The following is a 16,498-nucleotide window of genomic DNA, read 5'->3' as shown; positions in this document are numbered from 1 at the left end:
CAAATGCAGGGACAAAAAGATAGCTTTTACAAAGCTAGGTCTGTGGCACAATCAGGTTGAGAATGCGGGCATTGCTTCCTTTGAGAGCGTGGCAAGATCCATTGCAGCACATCACCAATATATACTACACTACTTCGATAACAGAAGCACCAATGCCTCGGCAGAATCTTTCAATGCAAAACTCAAAGCTTTTAGGAGTGTCTTTCGTGGCGTAAGGGACACAACATTCTTCCTGTACAGAGTGATGAAATTATATGCTTAAAAATCTTTACCCCCCAAACTTTCGGTATGATCCGTTACTTTCAGTATGGTTTTACTACGAAGGTAATTCAACAAAAAAAGGCGTCCATTTGGACGCCTATTAACCGGGTAAGTAATGGGGCTCGAACCCACGACCCCTAGAACCACAATCTAGTGCTCTAACCAACTGAGCTATACCTACCGTGATTTTGTGATACAAAAGTAGAACTTAAAAGCATATTCTCCAAATAAATTCAAGTAGATTTTATCCAAGACCATCGAATAAGCTCATTTTGAATTAGATAATTTTTTAGGAAACTTATTCAAACAACCTGCGTTTATACCCCAATTGGGGTAGGTGAATTTTCAAGTTTGTTGTAACATTTATGATATAAGTTGTTGATTTGTAGCTGATAAAACTGTTTTGGTTAAAGGTAAATCCTTATGATTAATTATTTATTTTATTATTATTAATAAAAAATACGTAATAACAAGTAATTAGAATAATTGATATATTTGATAGGTGCTCCATACAGGGGTGACAATAACCAAACTAGATTAATAACATGGTTTCCAAGAATATTTTAGTAGACACGACCAGTATTGGTACTTTTAAATTCTTCGCCTATGTATTTAATGATGAAGAGGGAAAAGTAGGGTTTGGTTTGTTCCCAAATGATGGGCCTTGTCCTTTAGTCTATCTTCTCAATGTACAGGGCAATAAAATCAAGATCTTTTTCAATGATGATCTGATAATGCGGATCTGTGAGCAAAGTAAGTTCAGCACCAATGAACGTCGAGAACTTTTTCGCCAATTCCTGGACTATGCGTCCAAAATGGAAAAGAAAGCGGCACGATTAGTTTTCCGGGATAGCAAAATGTCCTACTTAGCGGAGTCGAGAGAAATGGTGAGGTATAAACGATTATATATTCATTATAAGAATCCGATGAGTTTCTCTGGCGATCATGTTGCCGCCAATGAACCCGCTTAATCCTTTATTTAGGATCTATTTTATCCAACATCAATACCATATTCTTTAGTATGCTTATTGTCTGTTCCATTTCCTGTTGGTCTAAATGACCGAATCCAACCCGCATGCTGGTTAACTTGTTGTTTTGATAGAGAATGGTCTTCGGAATGTACAGATCATGCTTTAACGCCAACTGCGAAAGCTTATACAGGTTGATGGGTTTTCTCCAGGTCAACCAAAATGCTAGGCCAGCATTGGGAATCTGGAAGTCTATTTCATCTCCCAGTTCTTCCATCAATCGGACCGCCATTTCATTCCGTCGGGATCGGTATATCTTTAAGGACTTTTTCAGATGCCTATTGATGCTACCATCTTCGATCAGCTCGCCTAAAGCCTGTTCCATCAATACATCGCCTTGGCGGTCGATCATGCCAAGGTGTTTCTTCAGCTCTTGAATGAGGTTTTCCGGACAAACAATAAATCCCGTTCGGAATCCTGGAGCTAAGGACTTACCGAATGAACTCACATAGATGACCATCCCCCCATCATCGTGGCTTGCCAATGGAACCAAAGCGGGTTTGTCGTATTGAAAATCATACTCCTGATCATCTTCGACAATAATGAATCCATATTCCTTGGCCAATCGTAGCAGTTCCATCCTTCTTTTAGGGCTGAGGCTCACGGTGGTGGGGTAATGCACATGCGGGCTGATATGAACCATCCGGACCTTGTGGTTTTGGCAAATATGGCGAACAGCATCTATATCCATGCCTTCTTCGTCAATAGGTACGGTCATGAGCTGGCTTCCTGATTTTTGAAAGATCATGTTTGCTGAGAAATAACTCAATTCCCCAACCAAGACCAGGTCTCCGGGAGAAAGGATGACCTCAGAAAGGATATAAAGGCTCATTTCCATGCTCCTCGTGATCAATAGGTTACTCGGGCTGATCTTTAATCCTCTCGAATTGGCCAGATAGGAGGCCAATTGCTCCTTAAAATATTCGCTTCCTTCCTGGTTATAATAGCCCATTTTCTTTCTGTTGCTACGGCGTTTGAGGTTTGCGCTATAAACCCGGGAAAGATCTTCCAATTGGGTCAATCGGATATCCGGACTGCCATCATTCCAAACATACCTGCAATTGATATATTCGAAAGGATTATCAAAAAGAAAGGATTTTTTGAAGGTATAGCCGGTCCTTATTGGATACTTGTTTTCCGGTTTTGGGCTGTTGTTGGTCTTTGGAAGTAGGGAAGCCACAAAAGTTCCTTTGTTCGGGAGGATATCCACCCATCCTTGACTATGCAGCTCCTCGTAACTTGCGGTAGCCGTATTGCGGTGCATATGTAATTGTTCGGCTAATTGCCTGCTTCCTAAAAGTTTTTGTCCTGATTTGAGGATGCCACGATTGATGGCCAATACCATCTGATTCGTGACCTGAAGGTATACAGGAACATCCGAAAACCGATCAATTTTAATAAAACTTGCGTAATTATATTCCACCGGACTAGTTGTTATCTTTAAACTGGCACCTTATGCTGGTCCGGCAAGATAGTATTTTTGTTGGAAATTATTTAACATGAAAACCATTCTCCAAGAAATTGTTGCTGATCCCCATCTGCATGCGGCTTGGCTTAATACGCTCTCTTTTATGGAAAATGCCGGAGCCAGAAAGATTTCGGCATGCGAACATCCCGTAAAGACACAGATTATCCAACTAAAACACGCCGCTGAAGAGCATAGACATGCGTATTACCTGAAAAAACAGCTTTCCAAATTGGAGGTGAAGGGCTTTGAGGATTACGCAGATGGGAATCTCTTGGCAGCCAGGTCATCTAAACAATACCTTGCCCGTTTGGATCTGTTAGCCTGTCGTTATTTGAAGGAACAATTTTCCTTGGCCGATGATGATCTTAAGTATGCTGCTTATCTTTTTGTAACCTATGCGATTGAGGTTCGGGCGGATGAGCTTTATCCGATTTATCAGGAATTGCTGAGTGCAGCTGGCTCCAAGGTGAATGTGAAATCCATTATTTTGGAGGAAGAAGGGCATTTGGAGGAGATGATCTCTCAGTTGCAGGCTTTTGATTCGGGTTGGGAAAGGCATGCCCAGGAAATCTTGAAATTGGAGAACAGTTTATTTGAATTATGGGTAGCTGAATTAAGGAAACATGTTTTTCCGGCTGTGAATGTGCATGAAGGATCTTTGGGATAAACTGGAGGTGAGAAAGAGACTTGGTTCTTTACGTTTCTTAAAGGAAAGGGGCGAGGGGATCGACTTTTATTCGAATGATTATTTGGGACTTTCGAGGAATCTGGGTTTTAGGGAGGAGATGGTGAAGTTGGCAAGGAATAATCCGGAAGCATTGTTGGGAGCGACAGGGTCGAGATTGATATCTGGGACGGGAAAGATGGTGTTGGAAGTGGAGGATTTTATTGCGGATAAGCATGGGATGGAAGGAGCATTGTTATTTCCATCGGGGTATATGGCGAATGTGGGATTGGTTTCTAGTTTGTTGGGTAGGGATGATGTGTTAATCTGTGATGAGTATATACATCGATCGGTGATCGATGGCTGGAAGATGACGAATGCGAAACGGTTGAAGTTTAGGCATAATGATGTGGGGGATTTGGAAAGGGTACTGGGGTGTTTGGATTGCTTAGTCGTGCCTCCTCGCAAAATATTTATTGCGATTGAATCGCTTTATTCGATGGAAGGGGATTTCGCGCCGATCAAGGAGATTGTTGAATTGGCGGAGAAATATCAGGCTCATGTGCTATTGGATGAGGCTCATGCTTTTGCTGTATTTGGATGGGGTTTGGCGCATCAGCTTCAGATTCAAAATCGAATACTTGCGATAACTGTTACTTATGGAAAAGCCATGGGCCTTCATGGAGGGAGTATCCTGGGGTCCAAAAATCTGATTTCCCATCTCATTAATTTCGCGAGTCCTTTTATTTACAGTACGGCCCAACCAGAGTTCCATGCCTTATCCATCAGGACAGCATATGATTTCATAGAAAATAATCCAGAGTTGCCTATGCGCTTGTTTGAAAACATCCGATTATTCCAATCTTTGAAAACAGGTCCAGCATCTCCCATTCAAAGTTATTTCCCAAGTGCTGCCGCTGATCTTCAACAAATTCAAACCAAACTTTCGGAAAATGGGATCCTAATATACCCTATTTTCCCGCCCACTGTTCCAAAAGGAAAAGAAAGAATCCGGATCTGCCTTCATGCCGATCACCAAGAATCTGAGATCCGATTGATGCAGCAGCTGCTAAACGAAACGATTTAAAATGAACATAAAACCCAGACAATATTTTGTAACCGGTATAGGTACTGGCGTCGGAAAAACCATTTGTTCCGCGATGTTAGCCCAATTATGGCAAATGGCCTATTGGAAGCCTATTCAATCTGGCGACCTCGAGCAGTCGGATTCCATGATGCTGAACCATTTATTAGATCATAAAATCCAGATTTTTAAGGAAAGATTTAGACTCCATACTGCCGCATCTCCACATCAATCGGCCTATATGGATGGCATCGCAATGCATTTGGAGGATTTCGAATTGCCAGACAAACAGATCGATTTATTGGTCGAAGGGGCAGGTGGGTTATTTGTACCCATCAATGATAAGGAATGTATCATCGATCTTATCAAAAAATTGGCAATTCCAGCCATTCTGGTTTGTAGGGATTATCTAGGTGCCATAAACCATAGCCTTTTAAGCATAAAAGCGCTGGAAAACCATCAAATCCCTTTACACTATCTGGTGCTAAATGGGGAGTTCAATCCCTTTAGTAAGGAAATCCTTTTGAAACATATGCCAGGAGATTGCAGGTTGATCCAAATACCTGAATTAGGGGAGTTAGATCCAGCGCAAATGCAGTATGCCCTCTCCAAAATAACCATTGAAAAATAGTAGTAAATAGTAGATAAAATGAATAACATGAATGAAAATATGCTGAAACATGATTGGACCAAAGAAGAGTTGTTGGCCATCTATAATCGACCGTTGATGCAATTGGTCTTTGACGCAGCAACTGTACATCGGCAATGGCAAAAGCCAGATGAGGTGCAGATTTCCACTTTATTGTCTGTGAAAACGGGGGGATGTCCGGAAGACTGTTCCTATTGTGGACAGGCTGCAAGGTATCATACCGATATCAAAGTTCAGGCCTTATTGCCTACAGAAACAGTATTGGCGCATGCCCAAAAGGCGAAGGATTCGGGTTCATCCCGTTTTTGTATGGCAGCTGCTTGGCGGGAAGTGCGCGACAACCGGGATTTCGATCGTATCATTGATATGGTCAAAGGGGTCAATGAGATGGGGCTGGAAGTTTGCTGTACTCTTGGTATGTTGACCGAGAGCCAAGCTCAAAGGTTGCAGGAGGCTGGACTTTACGCTTATAACCATAACCTGGATACTTCGGAGGAATTCTATGATGAGATCATTTCCACGCGCCAATTTGATAATCGCTTGGAAACCATAAAAAATGTCCGTAAAGCTGGTATTACCGTCTGTTCTGGAGGGATCATCGGATTAGGTGAAACGATAGATGATCGGGTTTCCATGCTTCGTAGCTTAGCGAATATGGAAAAGCATCCGGAATCCGTGCCGATCAATGCCTTGGCCCGGGTGGCCGGAACGCCATTGGCAGACCTCCCAAGGATTGATATTTGGGAGATGGTGCGAACAATTGCTACCGCTAGGATCGTGATGCCAGCTTCTATGGTACGTTTGAGTGCTGGGCGCATCGAGATGTCCGAAGTAGAGCAGGCATGGTGTTTTATGGCCGGTGCAAATTCCATTTTTACCGGAGAAAGGCAAACCTTATTGGTTACTCCTAATCCTGGTGTTTCCGAAGATATGCAGATGTTGAAGAACTTGGGGTTAAAAGCCATGGTATTGGAAAAAAAAGAAGCATGCGCCAACTGATAGAACGAGATCTGGCTGTCAATTGGCATCCCTATTCCCAGATGAAATTGAGTCATCCCATACCGATCATTAAGGGCGAAGGCGCCTATTTATTTGCCGAGGATGGACAAAAGTATTTGGATATGGTTTCTTCCTGGTGGGTCAGTATTCATGGACATGCCAATCCAACTATTGCAAAGGCGGTATTCAACCAATTGAACACCTTAGAACAGGTTATTTTTGCAGGTTTTACGCATGAACCTGCCATTTTATTATCCGAAAGGTTATTGAATCTGTTGCCTAGCAATCAGCAAAAGGTGTTTTATTCGGATAATGGCTCCACGGCGGTAGAAGTTGCCCTGAAAATGTGCCTTCAATTAGGCCATAATCTAGGCAGGCCGAAAAATAAAATACTGGCATTTAAAGAAGGTTACCATGGTGATACCTTTGGTGCCATGTCGGTCAGTGAAAGAGGGCATTGGACTGCTCCTTTTTCCGACAAACTTTTCGACGTGATCTTTATAGATCCACCAACCTCATTGAATTTGGAACAGACAAAAGAATTGATTAGAGAGCATGCAGCAGAAACCGCATGCCTGATCTACGAGCCGCTGATCCAAGGAGCAGGAGGGATGTTGATGCACAGTGCTGAAGATCTGTCGGAACTGATGGCATTTTGTAGATCTTTGGGTATTCTTTTGATCCAGGATGAAGTTTTTGTGGGATTTGGAAGAACAGGGACCTTATTTGCCGCCGATCAGTTAAGTGTTGCTCCGGATGTGATGTGCTTTTCTAAGGGACTTACAGGAGGGACCATGGCGATGGGCATCACAACTTGTACGGATGAAATCTATCAAGCATTTTATTCCGATGAGAAGCAGAAAGCGCTCTTTCATGGTCATTCTTTTACAGCAAGTCCGATTGGCTGTGCAGCAGCATTGGCCAGTTTGGAGATCTTATTGTCTGCTGATTGCCAGCAACAGCTTGACAGCATTCATAAAAAGCATCTTGCTTTTTTAGGTAAGTTGATGCTGCATCCGAAGATCCAACAGCCCCGATTGATGGGAACAGTCCTGGCTTTTGAATATCATACCGCAGAACGGGATGGCTATTTTCATAGCGCGCAGGAATTCCTTTACCAAGAATTTCTAAAGAGAAATATCATCATGCGGCCTTTGGGAAATACCATTTATCTGGTGCCACCTTATTGCATAAAGGAAGAAGAGCTGGAGTACGTTTATGACATTATATTGGAAGTCCTAGATTGTTGATCTAAGGAATTTTGAACCATCCCATTCATAGATTTCTTCTGATTTCTCCACCTTGTAAATGACTTCAGAAACAGTTTCATCGTTAATGTCTGATTCGGATTCCCCTTGTTCGATACGCTTGACGATGATCTGTTTCCCTTTTTTATGGGTATTGGGAAAGACTAATTCCTCCGAATAATAAAATATTCCAGCATCACTTACCGAGGAAGTTTCAGGTAAGGAGTGGAGTTGCTTTCCATCCCAGGAAAAATAAAAATCGAAGGTATAGATCCCGCAGGATTCCCCAGAAAAGCTTACCTTAATGATGTTTTTGCTGTTTGCTAAGCCTTGGGCATCAGCAATTTCATTGTAGGAAAAAGATTGGCTGGATGGTAAATAGGCAAAGCTTTCCGTATCGATCAACTGCTTGTTCTTGTCCAGCACCTTAAGTTCCGTCCAATAATAATTGTTGTCCTCTTCTTGGTTCTGCCAAGCAAAGCCATGTAGGAACGTATTACCGGTTTTCTTGTCCACATTTGACCCCACTGCCAAAAGACCAGCCCAGATATAGCCTCTTTTCTTTTGGCCATTAAGAAGCACATATTCGATATAGTACCAAGGTAATTTCATCCCCCGAATGAGGGTTGGATTGATGGCATCAGCGCCTATGTATTTTAGTTCAGTTCCGAGAGCGAGTGAATCCAAAAGCTTGCTTTTCGTGCTGGGCTCCTCCCGGATATAGGCCATATTGGCAAAGACCAAAGTTTCTTTCTGATCATGTACCTGATAGAAGTTGAATTCCTCTACTACTTCATAGGCTGCAGGTGCTTGAGCGAAACTAAAGGAAATGCTCATCATGGCTAAGCTCAAAGCGAAAATAAATACTCGAAAATTCATAAAAGAAGATGCGTAATGTCTTAAGATTTAATAGCCGTGATGGCATATAACATCGGGATTTTGCCTTCCAATCCCTTAATTCTGTATTTGTCTGGACCATCCTGAACGGTATTCAAAAAACAGTTATAGGGTGAGTAATCAAATTCCTCAAAAGAGCTTATCTGTAAGTTATTGTTCAGTAGTGCCTTAAACACATCGCTCAAGGGATGGTTCCAAGAAACAGATTTGTTTTTGATGTCGGCATTACGGTCTGCATAGGTGCCTTCGGTGGTTTCAACAATCGTTTCGACATTGAAGTAACTGTAGGCAATTTTGCTGAATTCATAATCAAATGCCCAGACCATCGGATGAAATTCTACAAATACCAATTTGCCCTGTGGTTTTAAACAGCGATGAATAACCGCCGCCCATCTATCCAAATCTGGAAGCCATCCAATGGTTCCATAACTGATGAACACCATATCAAATTGGCCATTGAGTTCCTCAGGGGTATTATAAACATCGGAACAGATAAATTCTGCATCTAATGCCAAGTCCTGTGCCAATTGTTGCGCAAAGAGTATGGCTGCATCGGAAAGGTCGACCCCCGTCACTTTCGCACCCATTCTTGCCAAGGATAGACTATCCTGACCAAAATGACATTGTAAATGCAGGATGTTTTTACCTCTTACATCGCCCAGTAAATTTAACTCCACTTCCTTTAAAGAGGATTTCCCTTCCAAAAAGGAAGGCATATCATAAAATTCAGAAGAAGTATGGGAATTGGTTTTATCGTTCCATAGCTTTCGATTGATCGCTAGATAATCTTCATCCGGATTGTCCGGTTGGAATGCGGTATGGTCTGCCATTTTATTTCAAATTAAACATCAGGAGATATATCCCTAAGTGTCGGCATGAATCTTTTCCTCCGCCAATTCTTCATCTGCTTTTGTCTGCTCCAATTGGTTATCCTCTTGTTCCTCCTCAGCCTGCTTTTCATACTGAACCTTCACAAAGATAGGAAAATGGTCCGAGTCGAAATTATCCAATTTCTTAAGAGATATTAATTTAAAATCTGCAGAGATAAAGGCATGGTCCAATGGGAACTGCATTAAAGGCATTTTGGCATGGAAGGTATTGTAAAAACCTCTGCCGCGCCGAGGATCTAAAAGCTGACTGGTTTTTAGGAAAAGTTCCGTGGTATAACTCCAGGCCACATCATTAAGATCTCCAATTACGATGACGGGCATATCCAATTTTTCAGCTTTCTTGGCCACCAATAACAGTTCCTTATCGCGTTCTGTTGAACGAGGGTTTTCATTGGGAACAGGCGGGGTAGGATGTACCGCAAACACTTGAACCCGCTGCCTGGAAGGCAATTCCACCTGACAGAATATACTTGGGATCTCCTCTTCCACCAAATAGTTTACAGAAATTTCGTGAAGTTTGAATTTGGAGAATAAGAGCATGCCATAGGTATTGTCAATCGGGACTTTTACTTGAAAAGGGTATTCCTTATCTAGGCTTTCTGTTTCTTTCGCCCAGATATGATTGGTCTCTAATAAGAGGATAAGATCGGGGTCATTTTCATGGATCACCTGAAGGCATCCTTGATAATTAACATTATCTTCATATACATTGGATATCATTACAGCGATCTGATTGTTGGGCTCCAATTTTTCAGCCCGATAAACCTGTTTTTTTGCCAAAGGTGTAAAAGGCCAAATCTGCCAACAGAGATAGATGCCATTGATGATCAGGGCGTAAAATAGGATTTTTTGAAAGATGACTTCTTTATTTCCAAAGGATATATATAATACTATCCAAAGTATAACGAGTGCTAATTTCTGGATTCTAGGATATTCAAATACTCGGAAGGTCCAAAAGTCACTTCGGATTAAAGGTAGAATACTAAATAATAATATCAAGCATCCCAAAATCGGCAAGAATACGTCCATACAACCCTTAAGATTAATTTGTTTTTTTAAGTTTATTTCATGCAAAAGCAATGCCTTTTTTTTGTGACAACAGCTAATTTTTCATAATTTGATACCATCTAAGGATCCACCTAAGGATCTACTTGGAAAGGGATGTGAAAAATTAATAGCAGTCTTATGGCAAATCTATCAAGAAAAAGTTACGATACATTAAGCGAAGCAGTAAATGACCTGCAGAAACAAGGTTATACCGATGATTTTTTGATTTCAGAGGATGGCGAATGTCTTCGCTGTGCTGGAAAGTCTATGGAATTATCTCCAGATGAATTCATTATCGATGATATCTATCGTTTTGAAGGCATGACGGATCCAGCGGATGAAAGTATTCTATTTGCTATTTCTTCCAAGGATAATCTGGTGAAAGGTTTGGTAGTGAATAGTTTTGGCGCTGAATTCAGTTTCAGATCTTCGAGATTGGTGGAGGAATTGTATAAAAGATCAAGAAGTTAATATGTCAATTCAAGTGAATTTAGAGGATCTTATCTTACGGAATGCCCGAGCAGAGGAAGCAGAAGCAATTTGGTCGATCATAAAACAGGCAATAGATAAGCGGAAGGAGGAAGGAAGTAATCAATGGCAAGATGGTTATCCAAACCTAGGAGTTATCCAAGGGGATATTGAATTAGGTTATGGCTATGTGCATGTGGATGCTAATGGCGAAGTATATGGCTATCTTGCTTTGATTTTTGAGATAGAACCTGCTTATGAAATCATAGAAGGGAAGTGGTTGAGTGATCAGCCTTATGGCGTAGTGCACCGTATCGCAGTCAGTCAGGCAAATTATGTCAAAGGACAGGCAAGTAAGATGTTGAAAGAGGTAGAAGAATTATGTAAAGAAAGGCAAGTATACAGCCTACGTGTGGATACGAACTTTGATAACGTAGGAATGCTCCGCGTTTTTGAAAAACTGGGATATACCTATTGTGGCGAAGTGTATTTCCGTGGGGGAGCCAGAAGAGCCTATGAAAAGGTTTTAAACTAAATAGTTTTCTTCATTCCTAGTTTGCATACCAAATGATCTTTCCTCCGCAGGGATTATTCTTACGCAGGAATCTTTCCTACGCGTAGGTAGATTTTCCAAACGGCATCTTTTACCAATTGCGGGTTGCCCCAGATTTTCTCGACTTCGGGTCTTAATTGATCAATAGGGTTTTGACCAACCTGCTCGATGAATCGTTGCGTTGCAGACCAACTCAAAAGATGCCCTAAAAGATCTTCCATCTTAAATCTTTTTCGGATATAGAATTCAGGAGGCTCGATTTCCCGAAATGGGAAGGGGATGGTCGTATATTCCTGATCGATACTGCGGGTTTCGATCGGCCAATAAGGACCAACGGTTTTTTGATGGAAATGCTTGATCAATACATCCAATTCCTTATTTATACTGGGTATTCCATATGCCCAGGTGGCAATAATACCTCCTTTTTTAAGGACTCTTTTGACCTCCGCGTAAAATTTATCATAATCAAACCAATGTATGGCTTGCGCAATAGCCACCAAATCCACGGATTGGTCTTTTAATGTTGATTCCTCTGCTTTTTCGACCTTATAGGTCACCCGATCATGGGCGAAGGCATTGGTGATCTGTGCTTCGCTGGGGTCACTAGCATATACCGAATCGTAAAAATCTGCGAGGTGTATGGCAGACTGTCCATTCCCTGTACCACAATCCCATGCTAATTCATGGGTGGGGGTTAATTCGGAAAGATAATCGTAAAGCTCATGCGGATAGGATGGCCGGTATTGGGCATAAATGGAAGCTTGCTTAGAAAAATTGTCATTGAATGTAGCCATAATGCATATCTATTAACTTCAATTACTGCTAATAAATATACAAATTTTCAAAGAAAATTGATCTTTATTCTTTTGTTAACCAGCAAGGATTCAGATTGATGCAGACGAAAATGTAGATTTTTCATTACAAGAATATCTTATTTGACCCTTGAACATAATAAATCTTTTTCCACTGTATTTTTTGGAGTAAAAATTGCTATTGATTTTTTATATACAACCACATTTTCACTACTTAAGGAAAACACAAGTAAAAGTCAGTCCCAAAAGGGCTGACTTTTTTGTACATTAGAAATCCATTAAAACGCTATTACAATTCCATAAGATGCTCATTAGAGATATGTTAATTTCCTATTTTGATTAAATGTTTAACAATTAATTAATCCATAGGTTGTAGTTTTGCAGCACATTTATAGGGTAAATGGTAAATCTGCTGCGGATTCCTTTTTTAAGAGGAATGAAAAACAATTCTCAAAAATTCATCAAAATAATATGGAAACACCAATAACAAATGCACCGGAAAAGAGCTTGTCCGAAAAAATGCAGGAGCTCGTTATTAATTGTTTTACTTCAGCCAATAATTTGGAAAACCTGGATGAAGAACAGCAACAATCGATCTACAACCTATATGCAAAAATTAAATATAAGGATATCATCGATCAAGGATTTTGGAGTTTAGGAGGTGGGCTGACGCATTATTTCCTGAGCCTAAATGAGATGAAGCTTTCCTTGTTGGAAATTATGTCTACCAGATCTGACGAGAAAGAACGATTGATCCTAAAAGAATTGTTTCTTTTTCTGAATATCCTCGACGACCGAAGTTTCTATCAACTATTCTCGATTAGGCAGTTATTGCACTGTCCAACCGAAATCTTTCCTGAAAAATTGGAAGACATCAGTAGGGAATATTTTGATTAAAGAATATACTGTTGTTTGTATGTCTAGAGGGTGTTTCTGTAAGGGATTCACCCTTTAAACTTTCCAAAATAGTTATGTAAAATTTATAGGTATTTAACGAATTTTTCGAGGCATTTTAATTAAATTAGAACCAATTACCCAAAGGCTATTTAGCTCAGGGTTAAATCAGGTTATCTTCTATGGGATAACTACTGTGAACCAAATAAACTTATATGCACAACACAAGATTGACGGAGGAACATCTAATTTTCCGAGATAGTCTGAAGTCATTTATTCAAAAAGAAATTCTCCCACACATCGACAAATGGGAAAAACAAGGTGCGATTGACAAATCCATCTGGGAAAAATTAGGCGACATGGGATATATGGGGCTTATATACCCAGAACAATACGGCGGCCTAGATCTTGACTTTTATTATTCCCTTATCTTCTGCGAAGAAATTTCCAAATGTTTTTCTGGTGGTTTTAGTGTTTCGGCACTGGTGATTCAATTCATGTCTACGCCTTATCTTTGGAAACATGGTTCTGAAGAATTAAAATCGAAATACCTGACAGCCGTTATCCAAGGAGATATGGTAAGTGCCGTTGCGATCACGGAGCCTGTTGCTGGTTCGGATGTGCAGCGTATGAAGACCACAGCGGTGCTCGATGGCGATGAATACATTATCAATGGATCCAAAACATTTATCACAAATGGCTATTATGGCGACTTCTTTATCACTGCGGTAAAGACAGATCCTGCTGCGGGAAGCAAGGGCATCAGCTTGATCTTGGTCGATCGGAATACGCCTGGGGTAACCTGCAATAAAATTGAAAAATTAGGTTGGCATGCCTCGGATACCGCCGAAATCGGTTTTGACCATGTTAGAGTTCCGAAATCTCATCTTATAGGTGTGGAAGGAGAGGGCTTCAAATATCTAATGGGAGGTCTGCAATTAGAACGCCTGACAGCAGGCATACATAGTTTGACCACGGCGGAATCAGCCATGGAATATACCTTGGATTATCTTCAACAGCGGGAGGCCTTCAATAAACCCTTGAAAGATTTTCAGGTATTGCGCCATCGTTTTGCGCAAATGTATGCGGATGTGGAGACACTGAAAGCCTTTATCTACCATTGCTGCGATTTGCAGAACCAGGGGATATATGCCGTAAAGGAATGTTCCATTGCCAAACTGCAGGCCAGTGAATTGGCAATAAAGGTGGTATCCGATTGCCTACAGATGTTTGGTGGTTATGGTTTTACCGAAGATTATAAGATTGCCCGTTTATACCGTGATGTACGCGTTGGCACCATTATCGCTGGTACTTCCGAAATCATGCTCGAAATCTTGGCCAAGATCAGTATCGACCAAGTCGATTATTCAAAAAAATAAATCTATGGAAATCAATCACCTGCCCAAACATATACAATATCAAGAAAGAAACATCAATGATTATGTCTTAGAAATTTATGTGCATAATTCATTGGAAACCGCTTATGAGTTGGATTTTGGTTTTGTACGCGCTTTACTTCGCCGTGTTCAGAACCATTTGCTGAAGCCCGAAATAACCGGTTTGGTCCTGCATTTTTCAGGATCATTTCAATCCCTAAATTTCAGGCAGTTGTTCAAGCAGGCAAAAGAAAAGATCGAATTCAAGAAAAGGTTGTTTGAAATCATGGATCTGATGGTGGGAATCGATCAATTAAAAAAACCGATCGTTGGCATTTTTGATCATGCGCTGTTGGGTATAGGATATACCCTGGGGCTAGCATGTTCGAAATTGATCGCCGTTGGAAACCAGGCGACAGTTGGTTTTCCAGAGGGGGCCTATGCCGTCATCTATGGAATGGGATCGGTGGTCCACCTCAAAGAAAGAGTTCCTCTTTCAACAGCTTTTGAAGTGTTGACCAAAGGAAAGATCTATAAAGGCAGTGCTGCGCTTGAACTGAATCTGATCGATTCCTTTGTGGATAACCTGGATGATGCCCTAGTGGATGCCCTAAACTTCCTGGAACAACCAGGGAACGGCCTTAAAAGGCAGCAAGCCTTGAGTGATGAAGAGATCAACGGAGAACTGCAAAAACTTAACAAACAGGCCAATTCCAATATTCCGGCACATATTTCCTGTTTCATCATTTTTAAAACCAGTCCTTTCTTGAGCAAAGCGGAATTGTTGACCATGGAATTGGTCCAATTTGAATACATCCTTCATGAAAAGCAGACCATGTCCATTATCCGCACGATGTATTATTCCATGAAGGAAGCGGCAGCATTGGGTGCTAAGGCGGAAAGCCAGGTCAATAAACTAACGGTTTTAGGTGCAGGTATGATGGGTTCCGGGATAGCTTATGAGGCAGCGAAAGCTGGGATAGAAGTCCAACTAAAGGACATATCCGATGCTGCCGCCGAAAAAGGAAAGAGCTATTCGGAGAAAGTGACCAACAAATTGATGGAATTGGGTAAAATGACGCCCGAAAAGCAGCAGAAGATACTGGATTTAATCAATCCCATATCTCATTTTGAAGGGTTGGACAAACAGGACCTGATTATTGAGGCTGTTTTTGAAGACCTGAACCTAAAAGCTGCGGTCATCCAGGATAGCTTGCCGATATTAAATCCAAAAGGATTCTTTGCCTCAAATACCACGAGCCTTTCAATCCATAAGTTGGCTAAATTTAGTGCTAATCCCAGCCGATTTATCGGACTTCATTTTTTCTCACCGGTAGACCGGATGGCCTTGGTAGAAGTGATCAAAGGTGCAGATACCAGTCCTGAAACCTTGGAAGAGGCATTGACCTTTGTCCATAAGCTTCGAAAGATACCTATTGTGGTCAATGATGGCCCCGCCTTCTTTACCTCCAGGATTTTCTTCAACTACCTTCTGGAAGGGATTACCCTGTTATTGGAAGGAGCATCGGTAGAGGTGATCGATCGCCAAGCGAAGGAAGCCGGCTTTGCTGTCGGACCATTAGCTGTATTGGATGAGATTTCATTGGATCTCATGGTTCATGTATATGATCAATTACCAAAACTTCATACGAGTCAGAAAAGAGCTTATAATTATCTGAAAAAATTGATAGCAGAAGGTAGGCACGGAAGGAAATCAGGGAAGGGGTTCTATGAATATTCCAGCGAGGACCGAAGTAAAAAGCCTTGGGAGGATAAGGAGATTGAAAAGCCAGCTAAGCCAGCCTGTTTGATCATGATCAAATACAGGTTGTTGCACGTGATGGCTTTGGATAGTTACCGTTGTTTGGAAGATGGGATTTTGACCAGTCCGAAAGATGGCGATCTAGGCTCGGTACTGGGAGTTGGTTATGCGATGCAGACAGGAGGTGTTTTCGGTCATATCGATCAGGTAGGCCTGCATGCCTTTGTTAATGATTGCCTGGAGTTCGCTAAATATGGTGAACAATGGGAGCTCCCGAAATCCTTGATCGAACTATCGAAGAAAGACTTTAAATTCTACACAGGTTTTGATTCCAATTGGAATGAAGGCCCTTCAAAATAAGGAAGAGATTACTTTATAAAAAAAACATCGCCTACATTT

17 protein-coding genes and 1 tRNA gene are annotated in these 16,498 nt (G+C 41.3%); 12 read left to right on the top strand and 6 right to left on the bottom strand.

All coding sequences use genetic code 11. From position 1 onward, the window contains the following. On the top strand, positions 1–262 hold a 262-nt coding region (locus CRJ00_RS06980), incomplete at its 5' end, for a transposase (protein WP_144038071.1). 106 nt (positions 263–368) lie between these two features. On the opposite strand, the gene CRJ00_RS06975 is transcribed toward CRJ00_RS06980, so the two are convergent. Continuing rightward, positions 369–442: transfer RNA gene (locus CRJ00_RS06975), tRNA-His, on the bottom strand. A gap of 364 nt (positions 443–806) precedes the next feature. Between CRJ00_RS06975 and CRJ00_RS06970 the strand changes: the two genes are divergently transcribed. Then, a complete protein-coding gene (locus CRJ00_RS06970; RefSeq protein ID WP_099366151.1) occupies positions 807–1,232 on the top strand; it encodes a hypothetical protein in 426 nt (141 codons plus the stop codon). Positions 1,233–1,236: 4 nt separating this feature from the next. Here CRJ00_RS06970 and CRJ00_RS06965 read toward each other — a convergent pair whose 3' ends face one another. Then, positions 1,237–2,712 carry an aminotransferase-like domain-containing protein gene (locus tag CRJ00_RS06965; protein WP_257213711.1) on the bottom strand — a complete coding sequence of 492 codons (1,476 nt, stop codon included), beginning with the start codon at positions 2,710–2,712 and terminating at the stop codon, positions 1,237–1,239. 76 nt (positions 2,713–2,788) lie between these two features. Between CRJ00_RS06965 and CRJ00_RS06960 the strand changes: the two genes are divergently transcribed. Genes CRJ00_RS06960 through bioA form a run of 5 tightly spaced genes read left to right on the top strand, consistent with a single transcriptional unit; the run spans position 2,789 to position 7,403 of the window. Beyond that, the gene (locus tag CRJ00_RS06960) at positions 2,789–3,424 is read left to right on the top strand and encodes a hypothetical protein (protein WP_099366149.1); all 636 of its coding nucleotides are present in this window, start codon (positions 2,789–2,791) and stop codon (positions 3,422–3,424) included. Then, positions 3,405–4,508: an aminotransferase class I/II-fold pyridoxal phosphate-dependent enzyme gene (locus CRJ00_RS06955; protein WP_257213710.1), complete on the top strand. Its 1,104-nt coding sequence runs from the start codon at positions 3,405–3,407 to the stop codon at positions 4,506–4,508. The genes CRJ00_RS06960 and CRJ00_RS06955 overlap by 20 nt, the downstream gene beginning before the upstream one ends. Position 4,509: 1 nt before the next feature. Then, complete coding sequence (gene bioD, locus CRJ00_RS06950) at positions 4,510–5,136, top strand: dethiobiotin synthase (RefSeq protein ID WP_099366147.1); 627 nt, start codon at positions 4,510–4,512, stop codon at positions 5,134–5,136. Between the two features lie 27 nt (positions 5,137–5,163). Then, complete coding sequence (bioB, locus tag CRJ00_RS06945; RefSeq protein WP_099366153.1) at positions 5,164–6,153, top strand: biotin synthase BioB; 990 nt, start codon at positions 5,164–5,166, stop codon at positions 6,151–6,153. Then, entirely contained in the window at positions 6,141–7,403 is a 1,263-nt protein-coding gene (gene bioA, locus CRJ00_RS06940; RefSeq protein ID WP_099366146.1) for an adenosylmethionine--8-amino-7-oxononanoate transaminase, read from the top strand. The genes bioB and bioA overlap by 13 nt, the downstream gene beginning before the upstream one ends. On the opposite strand, the gene CRJ00_RS06935 is transcribed toward bioA, so the two are convergent. Genes CRJ00_RS06935 through CRJ00_RS06925 form a run of 3 tightly spaced genes read right to left on the bottom strand, consistent with a single transcriptional unit; the run spans position 7,392 to position 9,967 of the window. Next, on the bottom strand, positions 7,392–8,279 hold the full coding sequence (locus CRJ00_RS06935; protein WP_099366145.1) for an SH3 domain-containing protein: 888 nt from the start codon (positions 8,277–8,279) through the stop codon (positions 7,392–7,394). The two genes, bioA and CRJ00_RS06935, sit on opposite strands and share 12 nt — an antisense overlap. Before the next feature lie 20 nt (positions 8,280–8,299). Further along, complete coding sequence (locus CRJ00_RS06930; RefSeq protein ID WP_099366144.1) at positions 8,300–9,127, bottom strand: class I SAM-dependent methyltransferase; 828 nt, start codon at positions 9,125–9,127, stop codon at positions 8,300–8,302. A gap of 33 nt (positions 9,128–9,160) precedes the next feature. Then, on the bottom strand, positions 9,161–9,967 hold the full coding sequence (locus tag CRJ00_RS06925) for an endonuclease/exonuclease/phosphatase family protein (RefSeq protein WP_257213709.1): 807 nt from the start codon (positions 9,965–9,967) through the stop codon (positions 9,161–9,163). Between the two features lie 405 nt (positions 9,968–10,372). Here CRJ00_RS06925 and CRJ00_RS06920 point away from each other — a divergent pair, with 405 nt between their 5' ends. Both CRJ00_RS06920 and CRJ00_RS06915 read left to right on the top strand, forming a co-directional pair. Beyond that, a complete protein-coding gene (locus CRJ00_RS06920; RefSeq protein WP_099366142.1) occupies positions 10,373–10,705 on the top strand; it encodes a phosphoribosylpyrophosphate synthetase in 333 nt (110 codons plus the stop codon). Between the two features lies 1 nt (position 10,706). Next, a complete protein-coding gene (locus tag CRJ00_RS06915; protein WP_099366141.1) occupies positions 10,707–11,237 on the top strand; it encodes a GNAT family N-acetyltransferase in 531 nt (176 codons plus the stop codon). Positions 11,238–11,296: 59 nt separating this feature from the next. Here the strand turns inward: CRJ00_RS06915 and CRJ00_RS06910 are convergent, their stop codons facing one another. Next, positions 11,297–12,049 (bottom strand): class I SAM-dependent methyltransferase, encoded by a 753-nt coding sequence (locus CRJ00_RS06910; protein WP_099366140.1) that lies wholly within the window; start codon positions 12,047–12,049, stop codon positions 11,297–11,299. Positions 12,050–12,538: 489 nt separating this feature from the next. Between CRJ00_RS06910 and CRJ00_RS06905 the strand changes: the two genes are divergently transcribed. From CRJ00_RS06905 to CRJ00_RS06895, 3 genes are all read left to right on the top strand, one after another. After that, on the top strand, positions 12,539–12,964 hold the full coding sequence (locus CRJ00_RS06905) for a hypothetical protein (protein WP_144038117.1): 426 nt from the start codon (positions 12,539–12,541) through the stop codon (positions 12,962–12,964). Positions 12,965–13,176: 212 nt separating this feature from the next. Next, a complete protein-coding gene (locus CRJ00_RS06900; protein WP_099366138.1) occupies positions 13,177–14,340 on the top strand; it encodes an acyl-CoA dehydrogenase family protein in 1,164 nt (387 codons plus the stop codon). A gap of 4 nt (positions 14,341–14,344) precedes the next feature. Then, positions 14,345–16,459, top strand: coding sequence for a 3-hydroxyacyl-CoA dehydrogenase NAD-binding domain-containing protein (locus CRJ00_RS06895; RefSeq protein ID WP_180268440.1), 2,115 nt, complete (start codon positions 14,345–14,347; stop codon positions 16,457–16,459). The last annotated feature ends 39 nt before the right edge of the window (positions 16,460–16,498 follow it).

Source organism: Sphingobacterium sp. 1.A.4 (assembly GCF_002734245.1).
GTDB lineage: Bacteria > Bacteroidota > Bacteroidia > Sphingobacteriales > Sphingobacteriaceae > Sphingobacterium > Sphingobacterium tenebrionis.
The sequence above is the reverse complement of the archived record's forward strand: the minus strand, read 5'-3'. Positions and strand labels throughout refer to the sequence as shown.

What these genes read in the sequence shown, in the direction of transcription:
- CRJ00_RS06895 (WP_180268440.1), top strand. Translation starts at nt 14,345, where the DNA reads ATGGAAATCAATCACCTGCCCAAACATATACAATATCAAGAAAGAAAC.
- CRJ00_RS06970 (WP_099366151.1), top strand. Translation starts at nt 807, where the DNA reads ATGGTTTCCAAGAATATTTTAGTAGACACGACCAGTATTGGTACTTTT.
- bioD (WP_099366147.1), top strand. Translation starts at nt 4,510, where the DNA reads ATGAACATAAAACCCAGACAATATTTTGTAACCGGTATAGGTACTGGC.
- CRJ00_RS06935 (WP_099366145.1), bottom strand. Translation starts at nt 8,279, where the DNA reads ATGAATTTTCGAGTATTTATTTTCGCTTTGAGCTTAGCCATGATGAGC.
- CRJ00_RS06930 (WP_099366144.1), bottom strand. Translation starts at nt 9,127, where the DNA reads ATGGCAGACCATACCGCATTCCAACCGGACAATCCGGATGAAGATTAT.
- CRJ00_RS06915 (WP_099366141.1), top strand. Translation starts at nt 10,707, where the DNA reads ATGTCAATTCAAGTGAATTTAGAGGATCTTATCTTACGGAATGCCCGA.
- bioA (WP_099366146.1), top strand. Translation starts at nt 6,141, where the DNA reads ATGCGCCAACTGATAGAACGAGATCTGGCTGTCAATTGGCATCCCTAT.
- CRJ00_RS06905 (WP_144038117.1), top strand. Translation starts at nt 12,539, where the DNA reads ATGGAAACACCAATAACAAATGCACCGGAAAAGAGCTTGTCCGAAAAA.
- CRJ00_RS06960 (WP_099366149.1), top strand. Translation starts at nt 2,789, where the DNA reads ATGAAAACCATTCTCCAAGAAATTGTTGCTGATCCCCATCTGCATGCG.
- CRJ00_RS06910 (WP_099366140.1), bottom strand. Translation starts at nt 12,049, where the DNA reads ATGGCTACATTCAATGACAATTTTTCTAAGCAAGCTTCCATTTATGCC.
- bioB (WP_099366153.1), top strand. Translation starts at nt 5,164, where the DNA reads ATGAATGAAAATATGCTGAAACATGATTGGACCAAAGAAGAGTTGTTG.
- CRJ00_RS06900 (WP_099366138.1), top strand. Translation starts at nt 13,177, where the DNA reads ATGCACAACACAAGATTGACGGAGGAACATCTAATTTTCCGAGATAGT.
- CRJ00_RS06955 (WP_257213710.1), top strand. Translation starts at nt 3,405, where the DNA reads ATGAAGGATCTTTGGGATAAACTGGAGGTGAGAAAGAGACTTGGTTCT.
- CRJ00_RS06920 (WP_099366142.1), top strand. Translation starts at nt 10,373, where the DNA reads ATGGCAAATCTATCAAGAAAAAGTTACGATACATTAAGCGAAGCAGTA.